Origin of the sequence: Shewanella sp. P1-14-1 (assembly GCF_001401775.1) — a bacterium.
Lineage (GTDB): Bacteria > Pseudomonadota > Gammaproteobacteria > Enterobacterales > Shewanellaceae > Shewanella > Shewanella japonica.
This window is the reverse complement of sequence record NZ_LKTL01000003.1, coordinates 1-26,235: the sequence shown is the minus strand read 5'-3', so window position 1 is coordinate 26,235 and position 26,235 is coordinate 1. Positions and strand designations below refer to the sequence as shown.

At 40.9% G+C, this 26,235-nt stretch carries 21 protein-coding genes and 4 tRNA genes; 17 read left to right on the top strand and 8 right to left on the bottom strand.

Translation table 11 applies throughout. The features are described 5' to 3' along the window. Window positions 1-14: 14 nt before the first annotated feature. The 4 genes from AN944_RS02405 (at window position 15) to AN944_RS02390 (ending at window position 4,979) form a co-directional block, all read left to right on the top strand. Window positions 15-1,157: a putative sulfate/molybdate transporter gene (locus tag AN944_RS02405; protein WP_055022994.1), complete on the top strand. Its 1,143-nt coding sequence runs from the start codon at window positions 15-17 to the stop codon at window positions 1,155-1,157. 175 nt (window positions 1,158-1,332) lie between these two features. Continuing rightward, window positions 1,333-2,004, top strand: a complete 672-nt coding sequence (locus AN944_RS02400) for a DUF502 domain-containing protein (protein WP_082419852.1) — start codon at window positions 1,333-1,335, stop codon at window positions 2,002-2,004. Window positions 2,005-2,491: 487 nt separating this feature from the next. Then, the gene (locus AN944_RS02395) at window positions 2,492-4,468 is read left to right on the top strand and encodes a BCCT family transporter (RefSeq protein ID WP_055022993.1); all 1,977 of its coding nucleotides are present in this window, start codon (window positions 2,492-2,494) and stop codon (window positions 4,466-4,468) included. A gap of 154 nt (window positions 4,469-4,622) precedes the next feature. Next, window positions 4,623-4,979, top strand: a complete 357-nt coding sequence (locus tag AN944_RS02390) for a YajD family HNH nuclease (RefSeq protein WP_055022992.1) — start codon at window positions 4,623-4,625, stop codon at window positions 4,977-4,979. An 87-nt stretch (window positions 4,980-5,066) separates the two neighbouring features. On the opposite strand, the gene AN944_RS02385 is transcribed toward AN944_RS02390, so the two are convergent. Then, window positions 5,067-5,291, bottom strand: coding sequence for a DUF1289 domain-containing protein (locus AN944_RS02385; protein WP_055022991.1), 225 nt, complete (start codon window positions 5,289-5,291; stop codon window positions 5,067-5,069). A 229-nt stretch (window positions 5,292-5,520) separates the two neighbouring features. Here AN944_RS02385 and AN944_RS02380 point away from each other — a divergent pair, with 229 nt between their 5' ends. The 6 genes from AN944_RS02380 (at window position 5,521) to oleD (ending at window position 13,192) form a co-directional block, all read left to right on the top strand. Beyond that, window positions 5,521-6,708 (top strand): hypothetical protein, encoded by a 1,188-nt coding sequence (locus AN944_RS02380; RefSeq protein WP_055023172.1) that lies wholly within the window; start codon window positions 5,521-5,523, stop codon window positions 6,706-6,708. A gap of 12 nt (window positions 6,709-6,720) precedes the next feature. Beyond that, window positions 6,721-8,019, top strand: coding sequence for a methyltransferase (locus AN944_RS02375; RefSeq protein WP_235530835.1), 1,299 nt, complete (start codon window positions 6,721-6,723; stop codon window positions 8,017-8,019). 251 nt (window positions 8,020-8,270) lie between these two features. Beyond that, window positions 8,271-9,320 carry a 3-oxoacyl-ACP synthase III gene (locus AN944_RS02370; protein WP_055022990.1) on the top strand — a complete coding sequence of 350 codons (1,050 nt, stop codon included), beginning with the start codon at window positions 8,271-8,273 and terminating at the stop codon, window positions 9,318-9,320. Between the two features lie 48 nt (window positions 9,321-9,368). Then, the gene (locus AN944_RS02365; protein ID WP_055022989.1) at window positions 9,369-10,253 is read left to right on the top strand and encodes an alpha/beta fold hydrolase; all 885 of its coding nucleotides are present in this window, start codon (window positions 9,369-9,371) and stop codon (window positions 10,251-10,253) included. Window positions 10,254-10,405: 152 nt separating this feature from the next. After that, window positions 10,406-12,076: an olefin beta-lactone synthetase gene (gene oleC / locus AN944_RS02360; RefSeq protein ID WP_055022988.1), complete on the top strand. Its 1,671-nt coding sequence runs from the start codon at window positions 10,406-10,408 to the stop codon at window positions 12,074-12,076. Window positions 12,077-12,124: 48 nt separating this feature from the next. Further along, complete coding sequence (gene oleD / locus AN944_RS02355) at window positions 12,125-13,192, top strand: 2-alkyl-3-oxoalkanoate reductase (protein WP_055023170.1); 1,068 nt, start codon at window positions 12,125-12,127, stop codon at window positions 13,190-13,192. A 58-nt stretch (window positions 13,193-13,250) separates the two neighbouring features. Here the strand turns inward: oleD and AN944_RS02350 are convergent, their stop codons facing one another. Further along, the gene (locus tag AN944_RS02350; RefSeq protein WP_055022987.1) at window positions 13,251-13,808 is read right to left on the bottom strand and encodes a sugar O-acetyltransferase; all 558 of its coding nucleotides are present in this window, start codon (window positions 13,806-13,808) and stop codon (window positions 13,251-13,253) included. A gap of 159 nt (window positions 13,809-13,967) precedes the next feature. On the opposite strand from AN944_RS02350, the gene AN944_RS02345 reads away from it, so the two are divergent. Continuing rightward, the gene (locus tag AN944_RS02345) at window positions 13,968-14,492 is read left to right on the top strand and encodes a hypothetical protein (RefSeq protein WP_235530834.1); all 525 of its coding nucleotides are present in this window, start codon (window positions 13,968-13,970) and stop codon (window positions 14,490-14,492) included. A gap of 152 nt (window positions 14,493-14,644) precedes the next feature. Continuing rightward, entirely contained in the window at window positions 14,645-15,841 is a 1,197-nt protein-coding gene (locus tag AN944_RS02340; RefSeq protein ID WP_055022985.1) for a PLP-dependent aspartate aminotransferase family protein, read from the top strand. Window positions 15,842-15,962: 121 nt separating this feature from the next. Here the strand turns inward: AN944_RS02340 and AN944_RS02335 are convergent. From AN944_RS02335 to AN944_RS02320, 4 genes are all read right to left on the bottom strand, one after another. Then, window positions 15,963-16,039: transfer RNA gene (locus tag AN944_RS02335), tRNA-Met, on the bottom strand. Window positions 16,040-16,065: 26 nt separating this feature from the next. Further along, a tRNA-Met gene (locus AN944_RS02330) sits at window positions 16,066-16,142 on the bottom strand. A gap of 29 nt (window positions 16,143-16,171) precedes the next feature. Beyond that, a tRNA-Met gene (locus tag AN944_RS02325) sits at window positions 16,172-16,248 on the bottom strand. Window positions 16,249-16,348: 100 nt separating this feature from the next. After that, window positions 16,349-16,425: transfer RNA gene (locus AN944_RS02320), tRNA-Met, on the bottom strand. Window positions 16,426-16,780: 355 nt separating this feature from the next. Between AN944_RS02320 and rlmKL the strand changes: the two genes are divergently transcribed. From rlmKL to rmf, 5 genes are all read left to right on the top strand, one after another. After that, a complete protein-coding gene (gene rlmKL / locus AN944_RS02315) occupies window positions 16,781-18,928 on the top strand; it encodes a bifunctional 23S rRNA (guanine(2069)-N(7))-methyltransferase RlmK/23S rRNA (guanine(2445)-N(2))-methyltransferase RlmL (RefSeq protein ID WP_055023169.1) in 2,148 nt (715 codons plus the stop codon). Window positions 18,929-18,949: 21 nt separating this feature from the next. Continuing rightward, window positions 18,950-19,195, top strand: coding sequence for a glutaredoxin family protein (locus AN944_RS02310; RefSeq protein WP_055022984.1), 246 nt, complete (start codon window positions 18,950-18,952; stop codon window positions 19,193-19,195). Further along, window positions 19,192-21,117, top strand: coding sequence for an ABC transporter ATP-binding protein (locus AN944_RS02305; protein WP_055022983.1), 1,926 nt, complete (start codon window positions 19,192-19,194; stop codon window positions 21,115-21,117). Before AN944_RS02310 ends, AN944_RS02305 begins: the two co-directional genes overlap by 4 nt. A 25-nt stretch (window positions 21,118-21,142) precedes the next feature. After that, window positions 21,143-23,035: a DUF3466 family protein gene (locus tag AN944_RS02300; RefSeq protein WP_055022982.1), complete on the top strand. Its 1,893-nt coding sequence runs from the start codon at window positions 21,143-21,145 to the stop codon at window positions 23,033-23,035. Window positions 23,036-23,231: 196 nt separating this feature from the next. Further along, entirely contained in the window at window positions 23,232-23,408 is a 177-nt protein-coding gene (gene rmf / locus AN944_RS02295) for a ribosome modulation factor (RefSeq protein ID WP_055022981.1), read from the top strand. A 160-nt stretch (window positions 23,409-23,568) separates the two neighbouring features. Here rmf and fabA read toward each other — a convergent pair whose 3' ends face one another. Together fabA and AN944_RS02285 are read right to left on the bottom strand one after the other, a co-directional pair. Continuing rightward, entirely contained in the window at window positions 23,569-24,084 is a 516-nt protein-coding gene (fabA, locus tag AN944_RS02290; RefSeq protein WP_055022980.1) for a bifunctional 3-hydroxydecanoyl-ACP dehydratase/trans-2-decenoyl-ACP isomerase, read from the bottom strand. 72 nt (window positions 24,085-24,156) lie between these two features. Continuing rightward, complete coding sequence (locus AN944_RS02285) at window positions 24,157-25,896, bottom strand: AAA family ATPase (protein ID WP_055022979.1); 1,740 nt, start codon at window positions 25,894-25,896, stop codon at window positions 24,157-24,159. Between the last annotated feature and the right edge of the window lie 339 nt (window positions 25,897-26,235).

Here is a 26,235-nt window from a genome sequence, read left to right as displayed (position 1 = left end):
CTACGGCAAGATATATGAGATGTAAGACCAATCGTTTTAATAGTTTCAACAAAATTTCAGGTGAGTTCAGTGGTGCTTTTGCGGATTTAGGCACTTTTCTTCCTTTAGTGCTTGGGCTTATCGCCCTTAATCAATTTTCCCCCCAAGGCATATTCTTAGGCTTTGGTTGTTTTGCTATTTTTACTGCTTTTTATTATCGAAGACCTATCCCTATCCAACCGATGAAAGTGATAAGCGCGCTAGTGATTGCTGAAGGGTTAACCCCCGGTATGTTGCAAGCATCTGCCATGTTGATGGGGGGGATCCTTCTGATACTAGCTTACAGCGGTATTATTCAGTGGATGGCAAAACAATTGTCGCCTGCCATCAGTATCGGTATTCAACTCGCCATTGGTATTCAGTTGATGTGGATGGGCGGTTTCATGATGAGTGAAACATGGGGCGTAGGCTTATTGGCATTTGGTATTTTGTTTTTAAGTCGGTTTATGCCAATGCAGTATTTGGTTATGCCTTTGGTGATTTTTCTAGGCATTCTATGGCAATTATTTAGCCAATCTAGCCCGAACTTTGACTTTACTCAAACCACAGGTTGGCAATTCAGTTGGCCTGAGTCTAATGAGTGGAGTTCAGCTGCATTATTGTTAGTATTACCGCAATTAGCACTCACCTTAACTAACGCTGTCATTGCGATTTCGGCAATGGCTAAAGACAAATTCCCCGAAGACAGTGACAAGTTTACTCCACAAGCTTTTGCAAAAACTTCAGGTTGGTCAAACTTACTCATGGCGCCATTTGGCGGCGCAGCAATGTGCCATGGCGCTGGAGGACTTGCTGTTCAGCATCACTTTGGTGCTAGAACATGGTTAGCACCGGCAATCTTTGGTGGAACGTGTTTATTCATAGCCATTTTTTGGGGACAGGGCATTGCGACTGTTTTATCGTTAATTCCCCTAGCGGTGTTGGGAAGCTTGCTTGCTATTGCTGGAACGCAGCTCGCTTGGTCTAAGCGATTTATCGATGGTAAGCCCTTTTGTATTTTTGTCATTTTTTCAACGGCATTAGCATGTTTGGCAATTAATACAGCTGTAGGGCTGGCAGTGGGCGTTGTACTCGAGTTAGGCCGAAATCAATGGCTGCAACTGAGTGCGCCTAAATAGCAGTTTTCGCTCGCTATAACTGTATGTTGATGCAGATTAAAGATGGCTTTGTAGATCTATTCGTGATTTAGCTCACAAAGCCAGCTTTGCTCATTTAGCTGTGATGAATATACGTCATGGCTTATGAGCATTGTGTGCTACCATTTTCGTTCTGATTTCTATTTGCGTGGACGTAATGAAAAACACCCTTTCTAGAGGCCTAACTAATCTGTTACCTATGGTACTCAGCCTTTGGTTATTCTGGTCTTTATTTATCTCTTTAGATGGCTTAGGTCATTTCTTGCTTGATATTGTCGAACTGGACAACGCTTTTGTTGGCACAGGTTTTATCCTGGTTGCAGTATTGGTTTTTATCTCGGGGTTACTATTCTCGTTTAGTCCGTTTGCTTGGTTATATTCATGGCTTGAACAGCAATTAATGAAGTTTCCTTTGTTTAAGTCGGTATATGGCAGTATTCGTGATATTGCAGGGTTAATGAAAAGCGATGGTAAGCCAAAAAACCAAAAGACCATGCTGATTAAACAGGCAAACGGTGGTTATGTTGTTGGTTTTATTATGAACCAAACCGCGCCTAAACCATTAACAGACGCGCTACCAGACGGGGATTGGGTACCGGTTTTATTTCAGTTGAGTTATCAAATGGCTGGTGTTACGAGTTTAGTTAAACGAGAAGATTTAATTGAAGTTGATTGGTCGTTTGAAGATGCGATGCGCTTTAATTTAACCGCTGGAATTTCGGCAAAATCAATCACAGCCACTAACGCTAAAAAGCCTATTAAAGACAGTGCCAAAGACACATTAGTAGACAGTGAGCTTGAGGCTAAAAATAGCGACAATAACCATTAAGCTAAACTACATACCAGTCTTAATACGCATTTAATTGCGAGCGGCCTTGAGCAAGGATAAAGTTAATAGCCGCTATTTTCGTCGATGTTTGCATATTAAGTCGCTCAGGGATAAATGGACTGCCCCTGAGCTTACTGAAAACTCGTCATTAATCCTGTTGCTTAAAGCACGACATCCTCATCACTAAGTACTTACATCTTACAGTCAACTCAAAATGTTAGTCTCAGGGCTTGCTGTTACATTGACTTGCAGAGCAAATTTAATGTTATAGATCTGTGTTTTTCTGTATCTTAATCCTGACAGTTGTTAACTGTGGGTAAACTTTTGCTTAAGGCGTGTGCTGTAAGACAAAAACATCCATTAGATTGTGCTATTGTGAAGGTTAGTTTATAAGTTAATCAAAGCATTAAGTTCGACAAATAGATTTTTGAACGACTTAGCGCTTAGGTTAGCTTAGATATCTTTTCACTCCAAACTAGGAGTATTAATGTTACCTAAGGCTAGTATAAATCCGCCTGTATTTTTTTCGTCTGTCACCCTTATTACTATGATGGTTCTCCTGTGTGCTTTTTGGCCACAGCAATCCGCAGCTTTTTTCCAAACGGTTCAGTCTTGGCTGCAACTTAAAGTTGGTTGGTTTTACATCGTAGGCGTCGCAATTTTTATCATCTTTATCATGTTCGTTATGATGAGCCGTTTTGGTGATATCAAGTTAGGTCCAGATCACGCCGTCCCAGACTATAGTTACAAAAGCTGGATTGCCATGCTGTTTTCTGCTGGTATGGGAATTGGCTTGATGTTCTTTGGTGTGGCTGAGCCTGTGATGCATTTTCTTGCGCCACCTGATACCAGCCCTGAAACCATAGAAGCCGCGAAAGAAGCAATGAGAATTACCTTCTTTCATTGGGGTATTCACGCTTGGGCGATTTATGCCATTGTGGCGTTAAGTTTGGCGTATTTTTCTTATCGACATAAGTTACCACTATTACCTCGCTCTGCGCTTTATCCGTTAATTGGAGAGCGCATATATGGTCCAATCGGTCACGCAGTTGATACATTTGCAGTATTAGGCACTATGTTCGGTGTCGCGACTTCATTAGGCTTTGGTGTGTTGCAAGTTAACTCAGGCTTAAGCTATTTAATTGACGGATTGCCAAACAATATCACTGTCCAAGTGATCTTAATTATTGCCATCACTGGCGTGGCGACTTTATCGGTGTTTTCAGGCTTAGATAAAGGCGTTAAAAGGCTCAGCGAGTTAAACCTAGGGTTAGCTTTGTTACTCTTGGTTGCTGTGCTTTTACTTGGCCCGACAATTGCGTTATTGCAAGCCTTTGTGCAAAACACTGGCGGCTATTTAAGTGACATTGTGGGTAAAACATTTAACTTATATGCCTACGATCAAAAAGAAGATTGGATTGGTGGTTGGACACTACTTTATTGGGGCTGGTGGATATCATGGTCCCCATTTGTCGGTACCTTTATTGCCAGAGTAAGCCGTGGACGAACCATTCGTGAGTTTTTGATTGGGGTGTTATTTGTTCCATCAGGGATTACTTTCCTATGGATGACGGCATTTGGTAATACCGCAATCGATGCTGTAATGAATCATGGTGCAACCTATTTGTCGGATGCTGTTTCAAGTGACGTTTCAGTAGCGCTATTTAAGTTCTTTGAACACTTACCATTTTCGAACATCTTATCGATTATTGCCGTGTTCTTAGTGGTGACATTTTTCGTTACGTCGTCAGATTCAGGTTCGTTGGTGATTGATAACCTTACATCTGGTGGCGACAATAGTGCACCAGTATGGCAACGAATTTTTTGGGCAATTTTACAAGGGGTTGTTGCATCGGTACTGCTAATTGCGGGTGGGTTACAAGCATTACAAACTGCGGCAATAGCCAGTGCAATGCCGTTTTTAATTGTCATGCTATTAATGTGTGTCGGCTTGTTTAGAGCCTTACAAGATGATTATTTGAAGATAAACAGTGTCCAATCTCATAATACCAGTGTGCAATTTGCTAAAGCGAATATGAGTTGGAAAGATCGCATTGATGTGCTTGTCTCTCAGCCGAGTCATCAAGATGCACAAGAGTTTTTAGATAACATCGCCAAGCCTGGTCTTGACCAAGTGAAGCAAATATTTTTGCAAAAAAATATCGCTGCTGTAATCACCCAAGATGAGCAACGTGTCAGGCTGGTTATCGGTAATGAAGATAATGATACTCTGCCATTTGCTTATGGGCTGCGGTTACGTGCGTTTAATATGAATGGTGCGGATGTTGAGTTGTTTGATAGCGAACAAGACTATTATCGTGTTGAAGTGTTTTTAGAGCATGGTGGTCAGCAGTATGATGTTATGGGGTACACCCAAGAGCAAATCATTGCAGATATTGTTAATCAATATGAACGTTATCTACACTATTTACATTTGTCGAACTCTGAGTTGGTGACAGAGTAGTCATTTTGGCTTTAGCGGTAATGTAAGCTGTATTAAATGCGTTTGTGATAGAAACCATTGCCCCAATGGATAACTGAGATTATCCTTGGGGTAATTTTTTGACAACGATTTAGCGTTAGTCACTCATATTTAATTATCAAAAGTTGGAAACTCGATGTCAGGTACGCAAAGTAAATTAGATAAAGTACTCGCTGAAGCAAGAGAATATAAAGCGAGTCGTGAAAAAGGCTATCGTGAGCAAGCATTGAAATTATACCCTTGGGTATGTGGTCGATGCACTCGAGAGTTCACTCATAAAAATTTGTCTGAATTAACTGTGCACCATGTTGATCATAACCATGATAACAACCCATCAGATGGCTCTAATTGGGAATTATTATGCTTATATTGCCATGATAATGAGCATTCTCGATTTGAGGAGTTAATTCGTTATGGCAGTACGACTGAAGTGAAGCAAGAGGCGGCAACATACAACCCTTTTGCAGATTTAAAATCAATGATGAAAAAGTGATGTTGCGTTAATACGTTAAGCATCATTCATCTGAATATTAAAAGGTTACCCGTGGGTAACCTTTTTTATTGCAAGCTGCATGTTGAACTAATCTAATTTCCCTTCGGCAGCCAGCCATTTTTCACGACTGATAGTTTGAAAGTTATTGCCTCCTTTCATCACCGCTTTTCGCTCAGGTAATTGCGCCCAAATTTGTTGTTGTCTTTCTTCACTTGCTTTGCCCCAGCCAACAATTTCATTGATATGCCTAAAACATCCCATACAAAAGTCGTCATCATTGAGACCGCATTTAGCGACACAAGGAGAGTGCATATAAACATCCTATACTGAATTAATAAACCTGAATTCTACTGAGCCAAATAGCATTTAGCCCTAGACAGAAAATGTAAAAATAACTAGTCTCGATGATATTTATTTTATATATATCATATAGTTAAATTAAACCTGTAGCTGTGTCACAAGTGTTTCATTTGTAAGGCAAGCTATGGGTAACTGTTGGTGTTTGTTTGTTATTTTGCTGCTTATTTGTGTGGAGAATACCATGAATGCATGGGAAAGTTCAGCCGTTAACCGTTTGGTTCAAGTGTTATTGTTGTTAGTGAGCGTCAGCGTATTAACAGGCTGCTCTTTATTGGAGGTTAAGCTTGAAAGTGGCGTAGAGCCCTTGCCTAAAGAGCAAATTAATATGCGTATGTTCAGCCGTGAATATAGCTATAACTTTTATACAGAGGTTGAATCCAGCGCAGATTTAATTGCTAATGACACGGATGATGTGGCAATAAAATCTAATACTCTGATGTGGAAAATTTATTCAGAGCAAAGCCTACAACGCGCCATTTTTCAGGCATCCCCGATTGCAGCTATGATTGATACTTGGGTGTTTACTGAGCAAATGAACCACTATTTTACAACTGGTGCGGGACGCGAGGTTTTTGGGGAGCATCAGCATATTGCTATTGAAGCGAGTCAACGTCTATCGGCTCGATTTGCTAAAACGGCAAAGGGATTTAATGTGAGTAATTTTAAACAGCATCAGAAATTTGTTGAGCAATACGTAGCTAAAAACCCAATCAGTGATTTGACGTTTAGCCGAACCTCAGCTTTTAATGATTGGCTTGAGTTTAGTAATATATCTGAGTTTGAAGCGATAACCACATTCGGCTCTATGCCTGAAGTGATGAGTGACATGTCAGATCGTATGGCGATGACAACCCAACAAATGCCGAAAATTTTGGGCTGGAAAGCCGAACTATATGCGTTACATTCTGATGTTAATGCGGCTGATGTTGAAAAGGCACTGACAGATATCAGTCAAACTACCGTTAAATTTCAAGCATTAATGGAGCAAACCCCTGAGTTAATGACACAGCTTGCCGCTGATATGCGCACGGAACTAAGCCCGCTTATTGAGCAGTTAAGTCAAGTGACTGATGATAAGTTAATGCAGTTATCTAAAGAGCGTGCTTCATTGGCGTTAATCATTACTCACGAGCGGGAAGCTCTCGTTCAAATGATTGCAGATGAGCGAGTTGCGGCGGTTCAAGATTTAGACGCATTAAGCCATAAAACCGTCGAATTAGTGTTTCAACAGATCACAGAAACCATTAAGAGTGTCATTGTGTATTTCATTTTGTTTTTAATTACAGTATTTTTCGCACCACTCGGTTTAGGTGTTTGGTTGGGTAAACGAATGGCGACCAATAAGAACAACTCGGTAGTTAACAATTAACAAGGTGAAATATTGTCTATTGCTAAAGTAAATACATCTGCAACTCATCGTCTAACTTTCAGTGAGCAGTTATCGATTCGAAGCGATTGTTTATTGTTACTTACCCCTTTGTGGCAAGTGCAGGCTTTTGAGTGTGCCGAGTTACCTTGGGAGACACAATTCCCAGCGCTGGCGAAAGCAGTTTGGCAAATTGATGACAGTGAAATTGATACAATAGACGCTGATCAAACTGCTTTAGTTAAGTGTTTATTACCAAGTTTACAGCTTGATTTAGCCTCAAATAACTTGAGCATTGATGGCTTATTTGAACTACTCACCAGTAAGGTAAAAGCTCAGGTTGAAGTTAGCGTCAATCAAATGCAAAACAAGATTGCTGAGCAGGGGCTAACTGAAAGCGAGCTTAGTCATTTTAGCGCGCATATCAAAGGGCGCAAATGGCAACAAATTACTGCGTTTGCTCACTTTATTCCTGCGGATGATTTACCCATTCTTGAATGGTGTGCGGGGAAGGGGCATTTAGGGCGGTATTTAGCGAAGAAAAAAACGACAAAGGTAACCAGCTTAGAATGGCAGCAAAGCTTATGTGAGCAAGGGCAAGCCTTTGCTGATAAATGGCATTTACCCCAAACGTTTACTTGCACTGATGTATTTGAAATAGCGAATAGCCCTTTAATTAATAAACAGCATGCGGTTGCGTTGCATGCCTGTGGTGATTTGCATGTAAGGCTGATTGATTTAGCTGTACAGGCGTCGACTCGCGCTATTTCATTCTCGCCTTGTTGTTATCATTTAATCCAAGCAAGTCACTATCAGGCACTATCTGATGTAGCTAAAGACTCGGGGTTAACGTTTTCACGTCATGACTTGCAGTTGCCTTTACAGCAAAGTGTTATTGCTAACCCAAAGCAGCAACTATTACGTCATCAAGAAATAAGCTGGCGCTTGGGGTTTGATTCTTTACAAAGAGACATCACTGGTAGCGGTCGATATTTACCCATTCCCAGCGTAAAACGCAGTCAATTATCCGCAAGCTTTGATGAGTTTTGTCGATGGGCAGCCAATCAAAAAGGCGTTGCACTTAACGGGTCAATTGATTTTGATGACTATCTTATCAAAGGTGAGCACAGACAGGCATTAACGCGTCGAATCGATCTCGTCGCGCACCTATTTCGTCTAATAATAGAGCAGTGGTTATTATTAGATAGAGTGTGCTTTTTAGAACAACATGGTTATCAGGTTGAGATGTTTGAATTCTGTGCAAACAGTATTACACCCAGAAATTGTTTAATTCAGGCTAAAAAGCAGCCATAGCAGACTTCTTTGTTCGAATGCTAGCTTAACCTACTGTTTATTATTGTAAAATTTTATGGTTTAGTATTAATTCTGATTTTTTTTGGCTGTTTTTTCTGTATTCATGTCTCATTGAAGTAGATTTAAATGGCCCGTAAAGTGGTTTTGTATTGAATATTTGGATTTTTCTTGTTCAAATGGCGGGTTAATAACAAATACCAATAAATTCGGTTGCTGATAGCGACCTTAAAGTGAGCGATTGATACGGTTTCATGAAATATTCCCGCGTTTTTATTAATAGTATGGCTTATGAACTTGCACCCCAAGTGGTGTCAAGTCTAGACCTAGAATCTCGCCTTGCGCCGCTTTATCAAAAGTTTCGTATCCCGATGGGGCAATTAGCCGCATTAACCGGTATTAAAGAACGCCGCTGGTGGCCGAAAGGTTATCGTTTATCTGATGGGGCACTTTGTGCTGCCAGAAAAGCGGTCGATGAGACAGGCATTAGTGTTAGCGACTTAGGTGCAGTGGTTTATACCGGCGTATGTCGTGACCAACATGAGCCAGCTACGGCTTGTCGAGTTGCAGCAGAGCTTGGCGTATCAAAAGATACAGCGATTTATGATATTAGCAATGCCTGCTTAGGTGTGCTGTCAGGTATCTTAGATATTGCAAACCGTATTGAGTTAGGCCAAATCAAAGCGGGTATGGTGGTATCGTGTGAATCTGCACGTGACATTGTTGAGGTGACGATTGATAACATGTTGTCAGACCCAACTATGCAAAACTTTGCCCAATCTCTTGCCACGCTAACAGGTGGTTCAGGTGCCATTGCCGTCATTTTAACCGATGGAAGCCTGCCGCTTAAAAACACTCGTCAGCATCAATTGTTAGGTGCAAGTCATTTATCGGCACCAGAGCATCACGAGCTATGTCAGTGGGGGCTACAGGAGACGAGCCAGAAGCTGTATCGTGAGTTTATGCGAACTGACGCTGTCACATTACTTAAAGAAGGTGTCGACTTAGCTAAACACACTTGGGAGCATTTCTTAACCCAACGTGATTGGTTAGTCGAACAAGTTGATAAAGTGATTTGTCACCAAGTCGGTGCTTCAAACCGCAAACAAGTTTTAAATGCGCTTAATATCCCGCATGAAAAAGAATTCCCTACTTATGAAACCTTAGGCAATATGGGCACCGTTTCGCTGCCTGTCACTGCTGCAATTGCCCATGATCAAGGTTTTTTAAAACTTGGCGATCAAGTGAGCTTCCTAGGAATAGGTAGCGGACTCAACTGTATGATGCTTGGCATCAAGTGGTAGTTCGTTAGCTGTGTATTTAGGATTAATAAAAAAAGATTAGGAAGCATCATGTTAGAGAATTTATTACCTTTTGATAGCCATTTCTTAGACCGTAATGGCAATAAATTGCATTATGTCAACGAAGGTCAAGGTGAGCCTGTTGTTATGGTTCATGGTAATCCAAGCTGGAGCTATTATTACCGTAATTTGGTGGGTGCATTAAGCCCAACTCATCAGTGTATCGTGCCTGATCATATCGGTTGTGGTTTGTCTGATAAACCTGACGATCCAGATTATGACTACACGCTTAAAAATCGTATTGATGATTTGGAAGCTTTACTTGATCATCTAGACGTAAAAGACAACATTACCTTGGTTGTTCATGATTGGGGCGGAATGATTGGTATGGGCTATGCTGCTCGTTACCCTGACAGAATTAAGCGTTTAGTATTTTTAAATACAGCGGCTTTCCATTTGCCAGAATCAAAGCCGTTTCCTTGGGCACTTTGGGTGTGTCGTGAAACTATTCTCGGTACTTTTTTAGTTCGTGGCTTTAACGCATTTTCTTCAATTGCATCATACGTAGGCGTTAAACGTAACCCAATGCCAAAAGAAGTAAGAGAAGCCTACGTTGCACCGTTTAATAACTGGAAAAATCGTATTTCGACTTTACGGTTTGTGCAAGATATTCCATTAAAACCAGAAGACAGAAACTATGATTTGGTTTCTAGTATTGCTGATAGCTTACCGCAGTTCTCGAATGTACCGACTTTGATTTGTTGGGGTTTACAGGACTTTGTATTCGACAAGCATTTTCTTGATAAATGGCGTCAACATATGCCTCATGCCCAAGTACGTGAGTTTGATGATTGTGGCCATTATATTTTAGAAGATGCCAGTGAAGATGTGATTGGCTTAATCCAACATTTTATGGCCGAGCAACCTCAATCTTAATCCATAAAATATTGAACGTTGTAGTATCTAAGGGCATTTTAACAATGCCCTTTTTTATTAAAATGAATACTCTATAGGTTTAAGAGATAACTAATACATTAATGAGATACTTCAGTGGTTACAGGTATCCCCAATAAGATGACATCAACATTATGACTTTACCTTCGGCCAATATTTGTCAGCACCTTCAGCATGCAGCTGTTCACTTTCCAACAGAGCTTGCCGTTGCCGTGCAAACGGCATCATCGACACTGTCATATCAAGAAATCGATTTTAACCAGCTAAATGTGCAATCCGATGAAATGGCTTATCGCTTAAATGCCGATGGTATTACAGCTGGAATGAAAGCGGTATTAATGGTGACGCCCAGTATTGATTTTTTTGTACTGACGTTTGCCTTATTCAAAGCAGGAATTATTCCCATTCTGGTTGACCCTGGAATGGGCGTAAAAAATCTAAAACAATGTTTTGAAGAGTCGCAACCTGATGCTTTTATCGGTATTACGAAGGCAAATATTGCAAGGCGCATTCTTGGATGGGGTAAAGGCTCAGTTAAGCAATGCCTCAATGTGGGAGGCAGTCGGGTCGCATGCTTTTTGGCAGGGGCAAAGGCGATAGATGACTTACCCCAAAATACGGCCTCTGCACCTTATCCCATTGCTGCATTGGCAAAAGATGCCATGGCGGCGATATTGTTTACCAGTGGTAGCACTGGCACCCCAAAGGGGGTGGTTTATAGTCACGAGATGTTTGAAGCTCAAATTCAAGCATTGAAACATGATTATGGCATTAAGCCTGGTGAGCGAGACCTAGCGACATTTCCGTTATTTTCATTATTTGGTCCAGCGCTTGGAATGGCATCGATTGTGCCAGCTATGGATGCCAGTAAACCGATTACCGCCACCCCTGAATACTTGTTTGCGGCAATTGAAAAGTATCAATGTTCAAATATGTTTGTTAACCCAGCTTTATTGGAGCGTTTAGGTGAAGCAGGTGAGACTAAACAGCATAAATTACCTAGCGTTAAACGCGTAATTTCAGCTGGCGCCCCAGCAACAATAGCTTCGATAAAGCGCTTCAGTCACATGCTGAATAGCGGTGTTGAAGTGCTAAACTCTTATGGTGCTACCGAGTCGTTACCCATTAGTATGATGCCGAGTTCGGCCTTATTTGAGACCACAGAGGCAACTGATAACGGCTTAGGAATTTGTGTGGGTCATCCGATTAAAGGTGTTGATATTGCGATTATTGATATCACAGAAAACCCGCTTAAACAGTGGGATGATGACTTGATGCTCGATAGCGGTAGCATTGGTGAAATTGTGGTAAAAGGTCCCATGGTGAGCCGCAGTTATTATCATCGTGAAAGTGCAACTGCAATCGCTAAAATCTCAGATGGTGAGCATATTCGTCATAGAATGGGCGATGTTGGCTATCTTGATGAAGAAGGGCAGTTATGGATGTGTGGCCGCAAGGCGCATCGTGTTGACCAAACTGGTACAGATAAAAAACGTTATTTTTCTATTCCCTGTGAAAGAGTATTCAATACCCATCCGCAGGTTAAACGTTCTGCACTTGTTCCTATCAGCATAAACGGTGAAACTTTGCCTTTGTTGTGTATTGAACTAGATAAAGGCCTCGCCTGTTCAGATAGTAAAATGCTCTATAGTGACCTGCTAGCAATCGCAGAAAAGCATTCTCATACCGTGGGGATCAGTCGATTCCTTATTCATCCAGATTTTCCTGTTGATGTCCGCCATAATGCAAAAATATTTCGCGAAAAGCTGGCAGTTTGGGCACAAGCACAATGGAAGGAAGCGTAAGTGACTCAAATTGAAAATAAGCCCTTAACTCATTTGGAAGCGAATTCAATGACCTCAGTAAATAGCGCTCAGCTTCAATTAACTGATTTACTGCCTCAAGAACAAACGGCATTAGCAGCACTTAAACAAACGGCAAACAAGGCATTTGTTACCGGAGCGGGCGGCTTTCTAGGTAAGAGTATTTGTAAACGTCTGCGCGCCGCGCAAATTGAGGTCGTAGGATTTGCCCGTGGTGATTACCCTGAACTCACTGCAATGGGTGTTGAGATGTTTAAAGGTGATCTTGCTGATTATGATGGGGTGGTTAACGCTATGGAAGGCTGCGATCTCGTGTTTCACGTTGCTTCAAAAGCCGGTGTTTGGGGAACTAGAGATAGTTATTTTGAACCTAACGTTAATGGCACCGCCAATATCATTAGAGCGAGTAAAGCCCATCAAATCGACCGTATTGTGTATACCAGTACCCCTAGTGTGACTTTTGCTGGTGAAGATGAAGCAGGAATTGATGAATCAGCGCCATATGCGGCTAAATTTTTAAATTATTATGGCCATTCAAAAGCGCTAGCAGAAAAGATGATTCTTGATGCAGATAGCAAAGAACTCAAAACCACAGCATTACGACCTCATTTAATCTGGGGGCCTGAGGATCCGCACTTGGTTCCAAGGGTGATTGAGCGTGCTAAAAAAGGCAAATTAAAACTAGTAGGCAAGCAAGATAAGTTAGTTGATACGATCTTTGTCGATAATGCTGCATTTGCACATATTCTTGCCGCTGTAGAGTTAAGTCATCAAGCAAACTGTGCTGGTAAAGCCTACTTCTTGAGTAATGATGAACCAATAACAATGGCTAATATGCTTAATAAAATTTTAGCTTGTGTTGATATCCCCCCCGTTGAAAAACGAGTACCTGCAGGGGTTGCCTATGCAGCAGGAGTGGTATTAGAAGGCATATATGGCCTTTTAAAGAAACAGCAAGAACCGATAATGACACGATTTGTAGCAAGGCAATTATCAACCAGTCATTACTTTGATATTAGCGCAGCAAAAAACGATTTTGGGTATCAAGCGCTAATCAGTATTGATGAAGGCATGATAAGACTAAAGCAGTCGCTTTAGTCTTATGTTAATTGTCACTAAATAAAATCAATAAGTTGAGCCAATGAACCACATTGTGCTAAGCGATTGGTTTGATAAAACAACAAGGGTTGCCGGCATACACACCATTGCCGGCGATATCTTTAGTCACGACACTTCCTGCACCAATCACAGTGTTATCGTGAATGGTAATGCCTGGCAATACAGAAACATTTCCACCTAACCAAACATCATTTCCTATCGTAATCGGCTTTCCGAATTCAGTATTGCGGCGTGCAATAGGATCAATCGGGTGTGTGGCCGTTGATAACATAACGTTAGGGCCAAACATAACATTGCTTCCTATTTTGACTTCACAGACGTCTAAAATAACCAAATTATGATTGGCATAAAAATTATCGCCGATGGTGATATTAGTGCCATAGTCACAGAAGAAGTTTGCTTCGATATGACAGTGTCCAGTGATATTAAGTAATGTTTTTAGCATCGCTTGGCGTTTATCATTATCCAATGGACTAAGTTGATTAAACTGATGACACATTAATTTTGCCTGATTTCTTGCAGCTATAAGCACTTCATCCCACGCCTCATATGCCAGGCCAGCTAACATTTTTTGTTTCTCAGTCTGTTTTTGCATCACGATAACCTTAAGTGCGTGAATAATTTTTCTTTAGTATGACTTAAGTTTGCAAACCAAACATAGACTTATGTCTGCTATACGCCGAGTGTAACTTGATTATCATAACGGTATTACTTTAACGCATTGTTATAGACGGACTTATCGTACCTAAATTACATGCAATTGGATGGATACTGGCAGATGAACATTAAATTCACTGAGTTATATCGTCAAATAGGACGTCTAACCAAGGCTAAAAACCTTAAGGTTTTGGGGCTGTTTTGTATCATGCTAACAAGTATACCTTTAGCAATAGGCCAAAATCAGCCAAAACAAGAATCCCTTCATAACCCTTTGATTGGTAGCTGGGCGCTGTTTGATGGCAAGTACCTCAATGAGAATAAACAATGGGTTGATTATAAGACACTTAATTTATCTGCTATTAAACTTGTGTCGGCAACGCACTTTAGCTTCACGACAATGAAAAAAGAGGGCGGGAAAAAGACATTTTGGGCAAGTGCTAGTGGTCATTACGAATTAATTAATAATCAATATACCGAGTTTCCGACGTTGAGCTCATTTGGGGTGAAGCCAGGAGAGTCCTATCGCTTTTTATTTATGTTAAAAGAAAATGAGTGGCATACACAAAGATACGATGGTGAAGATCTCGTTGAAGAGGAGGTGTGGAAAAGGCTTGATTAAAGGGCTTGCGGATTTTCGTAATCTTGGCTTTACAAGTTTGAAGGTATCAAAAAGTCGTTTTAGCATTGGCTAATTTATCAGCACATGTATCTTGAGTTTGACTTACCCACACCAATCACAATTCTAATGAATGGGTAAGAAGGGAGAAAAAGATGCATAAACCATGGAATTTAGCCACATTAGCCATCCACGCAGGGCACGAGAAAGATGCACTTGGGGCGTTGGTATCGCCACTATATCAAAGTGCGACATTCGTTTTTGATAATGCAGAGCAAGGAGGAGCCCGCTTTGCGGGTGATGAAGCTGGATACATTTATACTCGTTTAGGTAACCCGACAACCAATGAGTTAGAGCGTAAAATGGCTTTGTTAGAGGGGGCTGAACAAGCAGCTGCCTGTGCGTCTGGGATGGCTGCAGTATCGGCATCGCTTATGACTCATTTGGAATCAGGTGATCATCTCATTGCCTCAAACGCGATTTACGGCTGTACTTTCGCTTTACTAAGTAGTCAGTTAACCCGTTTTGGGGTTGAAACAACCTTCGTCGATTTTAGTGATCTTTTAGCCATAGAAGCGGCCATTCAACCGAATACCAAATTATTATTTTGTGAAACCCCAGTGAACCCTCACTTACAAGTGTTCGATTTGAGCGCCATCGTCGATATCGCCAAAACCAATAACCTGATTACGATTGTCGATAACACCTTTATGACGCCATTGTTACAGCAGCCTATTAACATGGGAGTCGACATGGTTATCCACAGTGCCACAAAATATTTAAATGGTCACGGTGATGTTATTGCCGGAATAGTGTGCGGTTCTGAAGCGCATATCCACAAATTGAAGTATGAGATTTTAAAAGATTTTGGTGGCGTACTTTCGCCACATGATGCTTGGTTGATTTTGCGTGGAATAAAAACCTTAGATGTGCGATTACAAAGACATTGTGATAATGCAGAGATATTAGCTGAATACCTTAATCAGCATCAAGCTATAGCAAAGGTGTTCTATCCAGGGCTTAAGTCTCATCAAGGTCATGGATTTCTTGGCTCACAAATGAAACGTGCGGGCGGGGTGATTGCATTTGAAATAAAAGGAGACATCAAACAGGCAATCAAATTTGTCGATAGTTTGTCACTATTTACTATTGCTGTCAGTTTAGGAGATGCAGAGTCGTTAATTCAGCACCCAGCTTCTATGACTCATTCGCCATATACCCCAGAAGCCAGAGCTGCTGCTGGCATTACCGATAATCTATTGCGTATCTCTGTCGGATTGGAAAACGTAGAAGACTTGATAGAAGATATTTCACGAGCATTGAATATGTGCGCAATCGATAGCAAAGCGTAGAGATAGATACATAAACTGGGTAGATATCAAAAATTAAATTCTTTAATTGTAATAACAAACTAAGAAATAAACAGAAGTATAACAAGGGGAAATAACTAAATAAGATAGGTATTGATAAAATTGGTTGCGGGAGCTGGATTTGAACCAACGACCTTCGGGTTATGAGCCCGACGAGCTACCAAACTGCTCCATCCCGCGTCCGATTTTTATCTTTTGTTATTAAGTGGTTGCGGGAGCTGGATTTGAACCAACGACCTTCGGGTTATGAGCCCGACGAGCTACCAAACTGCTCCATCCCGCGTCCGTACTTAATAATGATAGTGGTTATATTGGTTGCGGGAGCTGGATTTGAACCAACGACCTTCGGGTTATGAGCCCGACGAGCTACCAAACTGCTCCATCCCGCGTCCGAATATAAACTATCTTGCTTAAACAGTGCGATATATCTTAGCTATAATACCTTGTTGCCATCATTATATTGGTAATCAATTGATACCATTACAAAATTGGTTGCGGGAGCTGGATTTGAACCAACGACCTTCGGGTTATGAGCCCGACGAGCTACCAAACTGCTCCATCCCGCGTCCGTTTAAGCGGGGCGAACTATAACGACCTAAGCTGTACTTGGCAAGTCATAATGACAATTTTATGATCGTTTGCTGGGTTAATGAGCATAAATCGATATTTTAGTCACATTCAGTCGTTTTAATCGCCAAATCCGCTATCTCTATTCTGAGTCGCTTGCCTATTGACCGAGCGATACTTGGGCTAAGGGAACGACTTATTAGTGAGAATGACCCATTTGGTGAGGCAATTTGAATTAAATTGTCTTAAAAAGAGGAGTATTTATCCAATTCAACCACATTTTCTCACTTGAACTCTTGATTAGGTATATAATGCCGACTTAATTATATCTGTGAGATGATGACTGCCAATTCCATGTTAAATTTTTTTGCTGCAGCCCCTAAGGGTTTTGAATATAGCTTAGCCAATGAGCTTAAAGAGTTTGGTGCTACTGATGTTAAGGAAAGCGTTGCGGGCGTATATTTTTCTGCTCCACTTGAGCTTGCCTATAGAATTACATTGTGGACAAGACTAGCGAGTCGCATTGTCGTGGTTATCTATAAAGGGGCTTGTGAGTCAGCCGAGCAACTTTATAACGCAGCTTACTGTATTGATTGGCCGTCGCATTTTTCTAATAAGAGTACATTCAGTATCGATTTCCATGGTACGGGTGGCTTTATCAATAATACGCAATTCGGTGCATTAAAAATTAAAGATGCAGTCGTTGACCGTTTTCGTGATGATGGCGAGCGCCGTCCTGACGTTGAACGGTTAAATGCTGAATTTAGAATTGACGCTCACTTTAGAAATAATCAATTAACAGTATCGATTAACTTTTCTGGGCCTTCATTGCATCAACGTGGGTATCGTGCCACAACAGGTGAAGCACCACTAAAAGAAAATCTAGCAGCGAATATGTTGGCCCGTAGTGGCTGGCAAGCCAAGCCAACGGATTTGCTCGACCCATTTTGTGGTAGTGGAACAGTCGTCATTGAAGCGGCATTAATGGCGTCAGATATCGCCCCTGGTTTGCAACGTGCACGTTTTGGGTTTGAGCATTGGCAACGTCATGATGACGCAGTTTGGCAAGCCGTACTACAGGAAGCTAAAGCACGTGCTTCTTTGGGCAAGACCCGTTGCCAAGTGAAGTTTTTTGCATCTGATATCGATTCTCGCTTAGTGGCATTAGCTAAGAAAAATGCTGAAAATGCCGGTGTCGCTGATTTGATCGAATTTTCCGTTTCAGATGCGCTGAATGTCACCCCACCAGTTACTGAAGGTTTTTTAATTTCTAATCCGCCTTACGGGGAACGATTAGGTAGCATCACTGAGTTATTACAACTTTATTACCAACTTGGTGATAAGTTCAAAAAAGACTTTGGCGGATGGAAAATCGCCATGCTATGTAGTGACATCGAATTATTGTCAGCCTTGAAGCTTAAAGCTGATAAACAAATGAAGATGTTTAATGGTGCATTAGAGTGTGGCTTTAACTTGTACACTTTACATGCTAAAAGCACCCGTCGTGAAGCGCCTGTATTGCCAGAAGGTGTCGATATTGCTGATATTTCGCCAGCATTTGCTAATCGTATTAAAAAGAATATGAAGCAACTAACTAAATGGGCGAAAAAAGAGGGTATCGATAGTTACCGTATTTATGATGCCGATTTACCTGAATATAACGTTGCTATTGATAAATATGTCGATCACGTTGTGATTCAGGAGTATTCAGCGCCAGCCAGTATTCCAGAGGCTGTTACCAAACGTCGTCTTACTGATGTATTGCTTTCGCTTCCTGCTGCGTTAGGTATTGACCCTGATTTAGTTACCCTTAAAACCCGTGAACGTCAAAAAGGCACTAATCAATACCAAAAACTTGATGAGCAAAAGCTTGAGATTATTACCCAAGAATATAATGCGCGCTTTAAGTTAAACCTGACTGGCTATTTAGACACAGGCCTATTTTTAGACCATCGTTTAACGCGTAAATTGGTCGGCGAGAAATCTGCTGGCAAGCGTGTATTGAATTTGTTTTCTTATACGGGATCGGCGTCAGTCCATGCTGCACTTGGCGGTGCTAAGTCGGTAACGACCGTCGATATGTCTAATACCTATCTTGCTTGGGCAAAAGAGAATTTTGAGCTTAATAATCTCAATGTTAGACAATACCAATTTGAACAAGCTAACTGCATTCAATGGATTAAAGATTGCGACCAGCAATTTGATTTGATTTTCATCGACCCACCGACTTTTTCCAACTCTAAAAGAATGGAAGACAGTTGGGATGTTCAGCGTGACCACGCCGCTTTATTGGTTGATTTAATTAAGTTACTTAGCCCAGATGGTGAGATCATCTTCTCTAATAACAAGCGTAAGTTTAAGATGGACATCGATTTATTAAGCCAGTACAAAATGGATATTAAAAATATCGATAGCCAAACCTTGCCAATGGATTATAAGCGCAACCCGCATATCCATAACACGTGGTTAATTACGCATGCAAAATCTCCTTACGCTAAATAAATAGACGCAAAGAGGTATCGTTTGCAAAGCAAAACAACAGAAAGTCATTTGATTTTATATCACACAGATGGTTGTCATCTGTGTGAAATTGCTCAGGCCCTGGTTGAGCAATTAGGTATTCATTATCAACATATTGATATCTGCGATGATGAAAATCTCGCTGCACGCTATGGCGTGTCAATTCCAGTGGTATCTGTGGGTGATAAAGAGCTGTTTTGGCCATTTGATGAGTCACAGCTAACTGATTTTATTAGGAGCGTCGTTTGAGTTTAGTTCGTATTAATAATGGTTCTTTAGCGTATGGTTACACACCATTATTGAAAAACGCAGACTTTACCATTTTACCGGGTGAGCGTGTTTGTATTGTAGGCCGAAATGGTGCAGGTAAGTCGAGTTTAATGAAAGTATTGTCTGGTGACGTATTACTCGATGATGGTGAATTCAATATTGCCTCTGATGTCAATGTCAGCCGCTTACAGCAAGACCCGCCTAAAGCAGAAACGGGTACAGTATATAAGTATATTTCAGCTGGGCTTAAAGAGATTGGTGAACAATTAGATAGATACCACCAATTGTCACATGATGTGGCAACCGCCGATCCTGATGCGATGGAAAAAATGCTTAATCAAATGACTCGTTTACAAGAGTCACTTGATCATAACAATGGCTGGCACTTAGATTCTCGTATTAAACAGAATTGTGAACTGCTAGGGCTTGACCCTGATAAGCCACTTAATGAGTTATCTGGTGGCTGGCAACGTAAGGTCGCATTAGCTCGTGCTTTAGTAAGCGAGCCAGATTTATTGCTCCTTGATGAACCAACTAACCACCTTGATATTGACACCATTGAATGGCTTGAGCAGTTTTTATTAAGTTTTAAAGGCGCCATTGTATTTGTGAGCCATGACCGTGGATTTATTCACCGCATGGCAACACGGATTGTCGACCTTGACCGAGGGGTTGTCACATCTTGGCCTGGTAACTACAAAATGTACCTTGAAGGTAAGCAAGAGTGGTTACGTGTTGAAGCTGAACAAAATGCTCATTTTGATAAGAAACTAGCAGAAGAAGAAGCGTGGATTAGACAGGGCGTTAAGGCTCGTCGTACCCGTAATGAAGGCCGAGTAAGAGCGTTGAAAGCCTTACGAGTTGAGCGAAGTGAACGCTTAAATCGTCAAGGAAACGCTAAGATGAATGTCAGTGACTCAGAGCGTTCAGGTAAGTTAGTCTTCGACATTAAAAATGTAAATTACAACCTACCTGAAAAAGACTTAGTTAAAAACTTCAGTTCAACCGTGATGCGCGGCGATAGAATTGCACTGATTGGTCCTAATGGCTGTGGTAAATCAACCTTGATTAAGTTATTGATTGAGCAGTTAACGCCACAATCTGGTGAAGTTAAAGTCGGCACTAAACTTGAGGTTGCTTACTTTGACCAGTATCGTGAAGCGCTAGATCCTGAAAAAACAGTGGAAGAAAATGTTGGCGACGGTAAAAGTACTGTCACCATTAATGGCCAAGACCGCCATATTTTGAGCTATTTACAAGACTTCTTGTTTTCACCTGCCAGAGCAAGGACGCCAGTAAAAGCCTTATCTGGTGGTGAGAAAAACCGGTTATTGTTAGCGCGCTTACTGTTACGACCTGCAAACTTAATTATTCTTGATGAACCAACCAATGACCTTGATGTTGAGACACTAGAATTGTTAGAGTCTTTGCTAACGGATTTTGAAGGTACCTTACTGATTGTAAGTCATGACCGTGAATTTATTGATAATACGGTCACCAGTAGTTGGTGGTTTGCCGGTAATGGGGCATGGCACGAATATGTTGGCGGCTATAATGATGCAGTTTCTCAAGGCGCTAAATTTTATTCTGAGGAACCTGAAGCAACATCTGTTGTCATACCATCAGCACCTGCAGAAACTAAGCAAGAAAAACAGAAGAAAGTGGCTGCTGCAGCACCGAAAAAATTATCGTTCAAGCTTCAACGGGAGTTAGATCAATTACCCGCCAAAATGGAGAAGCTTGAGCAAGAAGTAGAAGAGTTACAAAATACTGTGGCTTCGGCTGATTTTTATAGCCAACCACAAGATAAAGTCAACACAGTGTTACAAGCGTTGGCAACAAAAGAACAGGAATTGGACACTTGCTTTGAACGTTGGGAAGAACTCGAGTCATTGAAGTAAGCGCATAATAACAATAGGAATTAAAATGAAGTCGAAGTTTGATAAGGCATTATCAGTCGTTGCCTTGAGTGTGCTAGGCGCTATAGGAAGTGTTCAAGCAGCACCCGTATACGAAATCGTTAATATTGAAGATTTTGATCTCAAAGGAAATGTTGACGGAACCAGCCGTGGTTATGCATTAGCTGTTAATGCAAATAATGAATTAGTTGGCGTATCAAAAGGTAAAAAGAAATTATCTGTTGATGACGAAGACGAAGATGATGTTATTGACGTTGAAGATGGTATTGCGCCTGAAGAAGCGATTGTCTATTCGGTATTTTTACCGATTGTGGCGAATAACTTCACTTTCACTGCGGAAGAAAATGACCCTGAGTCTCCATGGAATCCAAACTTTTACAGCATTAATGGTACAACACCACCAACAGAAGTTGATGATGAAGGCGAGTTAGTGGTTAACTCTGTTGATACTTATTTTTATGGTATGAACGATTCAGAAGTGAAAGTGGGTTCATACACAGCGCCAGAAAAAACCATTGATTACGAAGGCACTGACGAAGATCAAGAGTTTTGGTATTACCGAGATTTTGAACTGCGTGGCGTGGCTGTGACCGCAGACGGTACTGAGATTGAACTTGTCCCTTCATACGAAACTTATGTTCGTGAAGAAGATGACTTTGTTGTTGAGCTAGGTGGTTGGTCAGCAGCAGCTGCCGTTAACAATAATAACCTAGTCGCAGGTTATGCAAGTACTGATATCATTGAGTACAGTGCAGGTCGTATCGATGATTGTATCGACGCAAGCCAAAACGAAGATGCTGAGTTTCCAGTTCCAGTAGAAATCTGTGTTCAGGCAGATCAATACCCATCAAACGGTACACGTAATATTTCTTACCAAACACGTGCACATGTATGGCAAATTGAAGCTGATAATACGATACCTGAAGATAACATCGTAGAACTTCCATTGGGACTAACACCTGATGAAGATTCAACACTGAACTACATTGCTCAAGGTTTAGGTATCAATAATGATGGTGTGGTCGTCGGTCGCTCTCATACATACCGTAATGGTAAAGAAGATGACTTGTACCAGGATGCTGCCTACTGGCAAAAAGATAGCAATGGCGACTACCAATATAACTGGATTGATCCAGATATTTTCAGTGATACAGTTTATAGCTCTATTGCATACGATATTAACGATAACGGTATCGTGATTGGTAGCTTACAAAAATACATCAGTGGCTACTTACGTGAAAAGTTCTTCTATTACGATATAAATGATCCAGGTGCAGAAATTATTATTCCTGATGACTTTCAAGACGGCATCTCAGATCTAACCAGTAAGCCTAAGTCGATTAACAATGCCGGACAAGTCGTCGGTAATATTGAAGTGACTTATGATAAAGATAAGCCACGTCCGAAAGCTGCCTTCTTGTTCAACATGAATGATAATGAATTTATCAATATCAATGACAATTTGACCTGTGAGTCAAAAGGTTATGAACAAGATGAAGACGGTAACTGGTCACGTCACCCAATTGAAGTGATTGATGGTGACGGCTCTATTCTTACCTATGGTTCTGAGTTTTATGTGGTAGAAGCAAACAGTATCAATGAAGAAGGTACGATTGTTGGTACTGCTTTTGTTCGTAAACCAGTTTACCAATATGATACTGATGGTAATTTGATTTTGGGTGAGAACGGTACACCATTATTTGAGATTGATGGTAATGGCGATCCTGTTACTTCATTCTTAACTCGTATGGTCGTACTTAAGCCAGCAGCAGGAAATCAAGAAGCCTGTACTGAGTCTGACTTAGTAGAAGACGAGCCATATGAGCGTAAAGGTGCTGCATCTTGGGCTTGGTTGTTCAGTTTACCTTTGCTTTGGTTACGTCGTCGAAAAGCAAACTAGCTTGAGCATTTTTTGAACAAAAAGTCGAGGTTTTTTCCTCGATTTTTTTTTCTGTTTTTTCTCAATACGTTAATTAAAATCCCATAAATTTGTCATAAATCGACATTGATCTTGTCTAAAAAAGCGCCTATTCCTAATGATGAAGCTTTGGTATTTATCGACCCAAAAGCTTAATTAACAAAACGAGGATGTGTTAATGAAAAGACAAAAAAGAGATCGACTAGATAGAGCTTTTTCTAAAGGATTCCAAGCAGGCATTGCTGGACGCTCGAAAGAAATTTGTCCTTATGGCACTTTAGATTCTAAATCACAATGGCTAGGCGGGTGGCGTGAAGGTGTTGACGGCAGGTTAAGTGGATTGTTTAACAAATAGTAAGGAAACACATATTAAAAAAGCCCTCAAACGATGTTGAGGGCTTTAAAGTAGTATCAACCTATATCTTTATTATATTTGCTCTGAGTGAGCAGTAATAGCAGCTAAAGTGACTTTAAACTGATTAGATACTTTTATTCACGGACAATTAAAAACTTGCTTAAAAAGTCGATGTATCTTTGAAAATACCGACTTTTAGATCAGTAGCGGAATAAATCTCGCGGCCATCAACTTCCATTGTTGCATCAGCAATTCCCATAACCAACTTACGATGTATTTTACGCTTTAAAGTTAACTTGTAAGTGACTTTTTTGGCATCTGGTAATACTTGACCAGTAAACTTAACTTCACCAACACCCAGTGCACGACCTTTACCTTCAGCGCCTTCCCAGCCGAGATAAAAACCAACTAATTGCCACATGGCATCTAAACCTAAGCAACCAGGCATAACGGGATCACCATTGAAGTGGCAATCAAAAAACCATAACTCAGGTGTTATATCGAGTTCAGCGACGATTTCGCCTTTGCCAAATTCACCGCCATCTTCATTAATTTTGGTAATTCTGTCGATCATCAGCATATTATCAACAGGTAAGCGAGGTGAGTTAGGCGCAAAAAGGGTACCGTTACCGCAAGCGATTAGCTCTTCTTTTGTGAAACTATTAGCTTTTACCATTTAAAAATTACCACTTATTCGAGAATAGGCAGACAAGATAGCGAACACGTGTAAGCTAAACAACTCCGATCACTAGATTATCCGTAATTTAATTAAAATTCGTTGTAAAAATGACGGTTCAATCTCTTCTTCATCTTGTCCCGCCATTTTTTCTAAGCGCTGCTGAACTAAACCATAAAGAGATTTTTCAGGAAAATCATTGTCTTCATTTCTCTGGCCTGCTTCAATGTCCATTAACAAACTGATGGCCTGATCCATATGCTCAATGGCATGAATGTGGAATTTACCATTTGCAACCGCTTCAATAATTTCAGGAGACAGGTTCAGTTGTAACACGTTTGCTTTTGGAATAATGACGCTTTGTTCGCCGGTTAATCCACGTTGTAAACATAAGCGATAGAAACCTTCAATCTTTTCATTCACCCCACCAATTGCTTGGACATTACCAAATTGATCAAGTGCGCCAGTGACTGCAATCGATTGATTAATAGGTTGCTCCGCAATTGCTGACATTAGACAGCAATATTCTGCTAGTGAGGCGCTATCACCATCAATTTCTTGATAGGATTGTTCAAATACAATATTGGCATTCAAATGTAATGGCGCATCGCGGCCGAATATACGATACAAAGAGGCTGAAAGGATCATCATGCCTTTAGTATGAATGTTACCGCCTAATTCAGACTTTCTTTCAATATCGATAACTTCGCCGTCACCATAATGAACTGTTGTGGTAATTCTGGCTGGCTCACCGTAGCTTGCATCGTCGGTATCGACCACAGTTAATCCGTTTATTTGGCCTATCATCTCACCTGATGTTTGCAAATTAATGAAATTATCTGCAAAGTTTTGAGCGGCATAAAGCTCAGAGGTTTCGTGACGACGTTTAGCTTGTTTTATGGCTTTGGTAACTGACGTGCCGCTGACCGTTTTTGATGTTGTATAACTCGCTGCCTGAAGCATTAATTGTGATAATAAAATGCTTGATAGGCTTAAGCGTTGTTGGTGTTCAGTGAGCTTTGCACTATGCCAAAATAACGTCATTAGGGCTGAAGTTTCTAATGTAACGTCGACTTGCTTTGCGAGGCTATGTAACCACTGTAAATATTGGGCTTCAGAGTATTGGGTTAGATCTAATTCTGAATTGAGTTCAGCAAGCAAAGGGAAGTACTTTAAAAATACCGGATCTTCAGAACGCAAATGACTGAATAAGTTAGCATTACCCACTAAAATGATTTTACAATTAAGTGGAATAGGGGCAAGTTCACTGTTAATTTTGTAGCAATTATCTTGGAGAATTTGCATCACAAATTCCCAAAGCCCTTCACGCTTCCATAATGACTCTACGTCGATGAATACATAATGGTGACTGGCTAATATCCCTGTCTTATATTGGCTAGACTTGTCTGTTTTAACCATTCTTCCGATTAGTTCAGCGCGGCGAATAGAGCCACTGAGGTAATGATATGACTTATTTTGGCTTGCAATAATACCAACTGATGCTGCAGGCAATGCTGTTTGCCATCGAAAACTAAAATCCAAATCCTCAGTGGGCGTTTTGCTGGCCACTAAATAGGAGTCAGATGGCGTATCAGCTTGCTCGACAATCGCTTTTATTAATAATTGACGATCGATACCCGCATAATCAGCCAAGAATAGATGTTGATTCTCAAGCTTAGTCATTAGCTGAAAAGCTTCGACAGCTCGCTCTTGACCTAATAGCAAATGGCTTAAGTAAACGGTACTCGGTAAAGACTGAGGTAAAGTGAATTGAGGTGCAAGTTGCGACGTCGGGATCAAAGTTGTGGTCATAGCTACAAGTATTAGAAATAATTAATTGCGATTTTAGCACACTATGTCGTCATATCATCGTCATATGGCTGAAATGATTCGTATAACAATCGCTACCGATTTTAAATAAGCCTATTCATTGGCGTTGTTAACTGCGAAATGTGGGGTTGTTTTGGTTAATTATTATCTAAAAAGACGATTTGATGACCATTTGAATAATTTTTCAAAATTTACGGTTTACAATGACCGCTGATACTTATATTATTCACGGCGTTCGGAGAGATGGCAGAGTGGTCGAATGCACCGGTCTTGAAAACCGGCATGGGTTTGTAGCCCATCTAGGGTTCAAATCCCTATCTC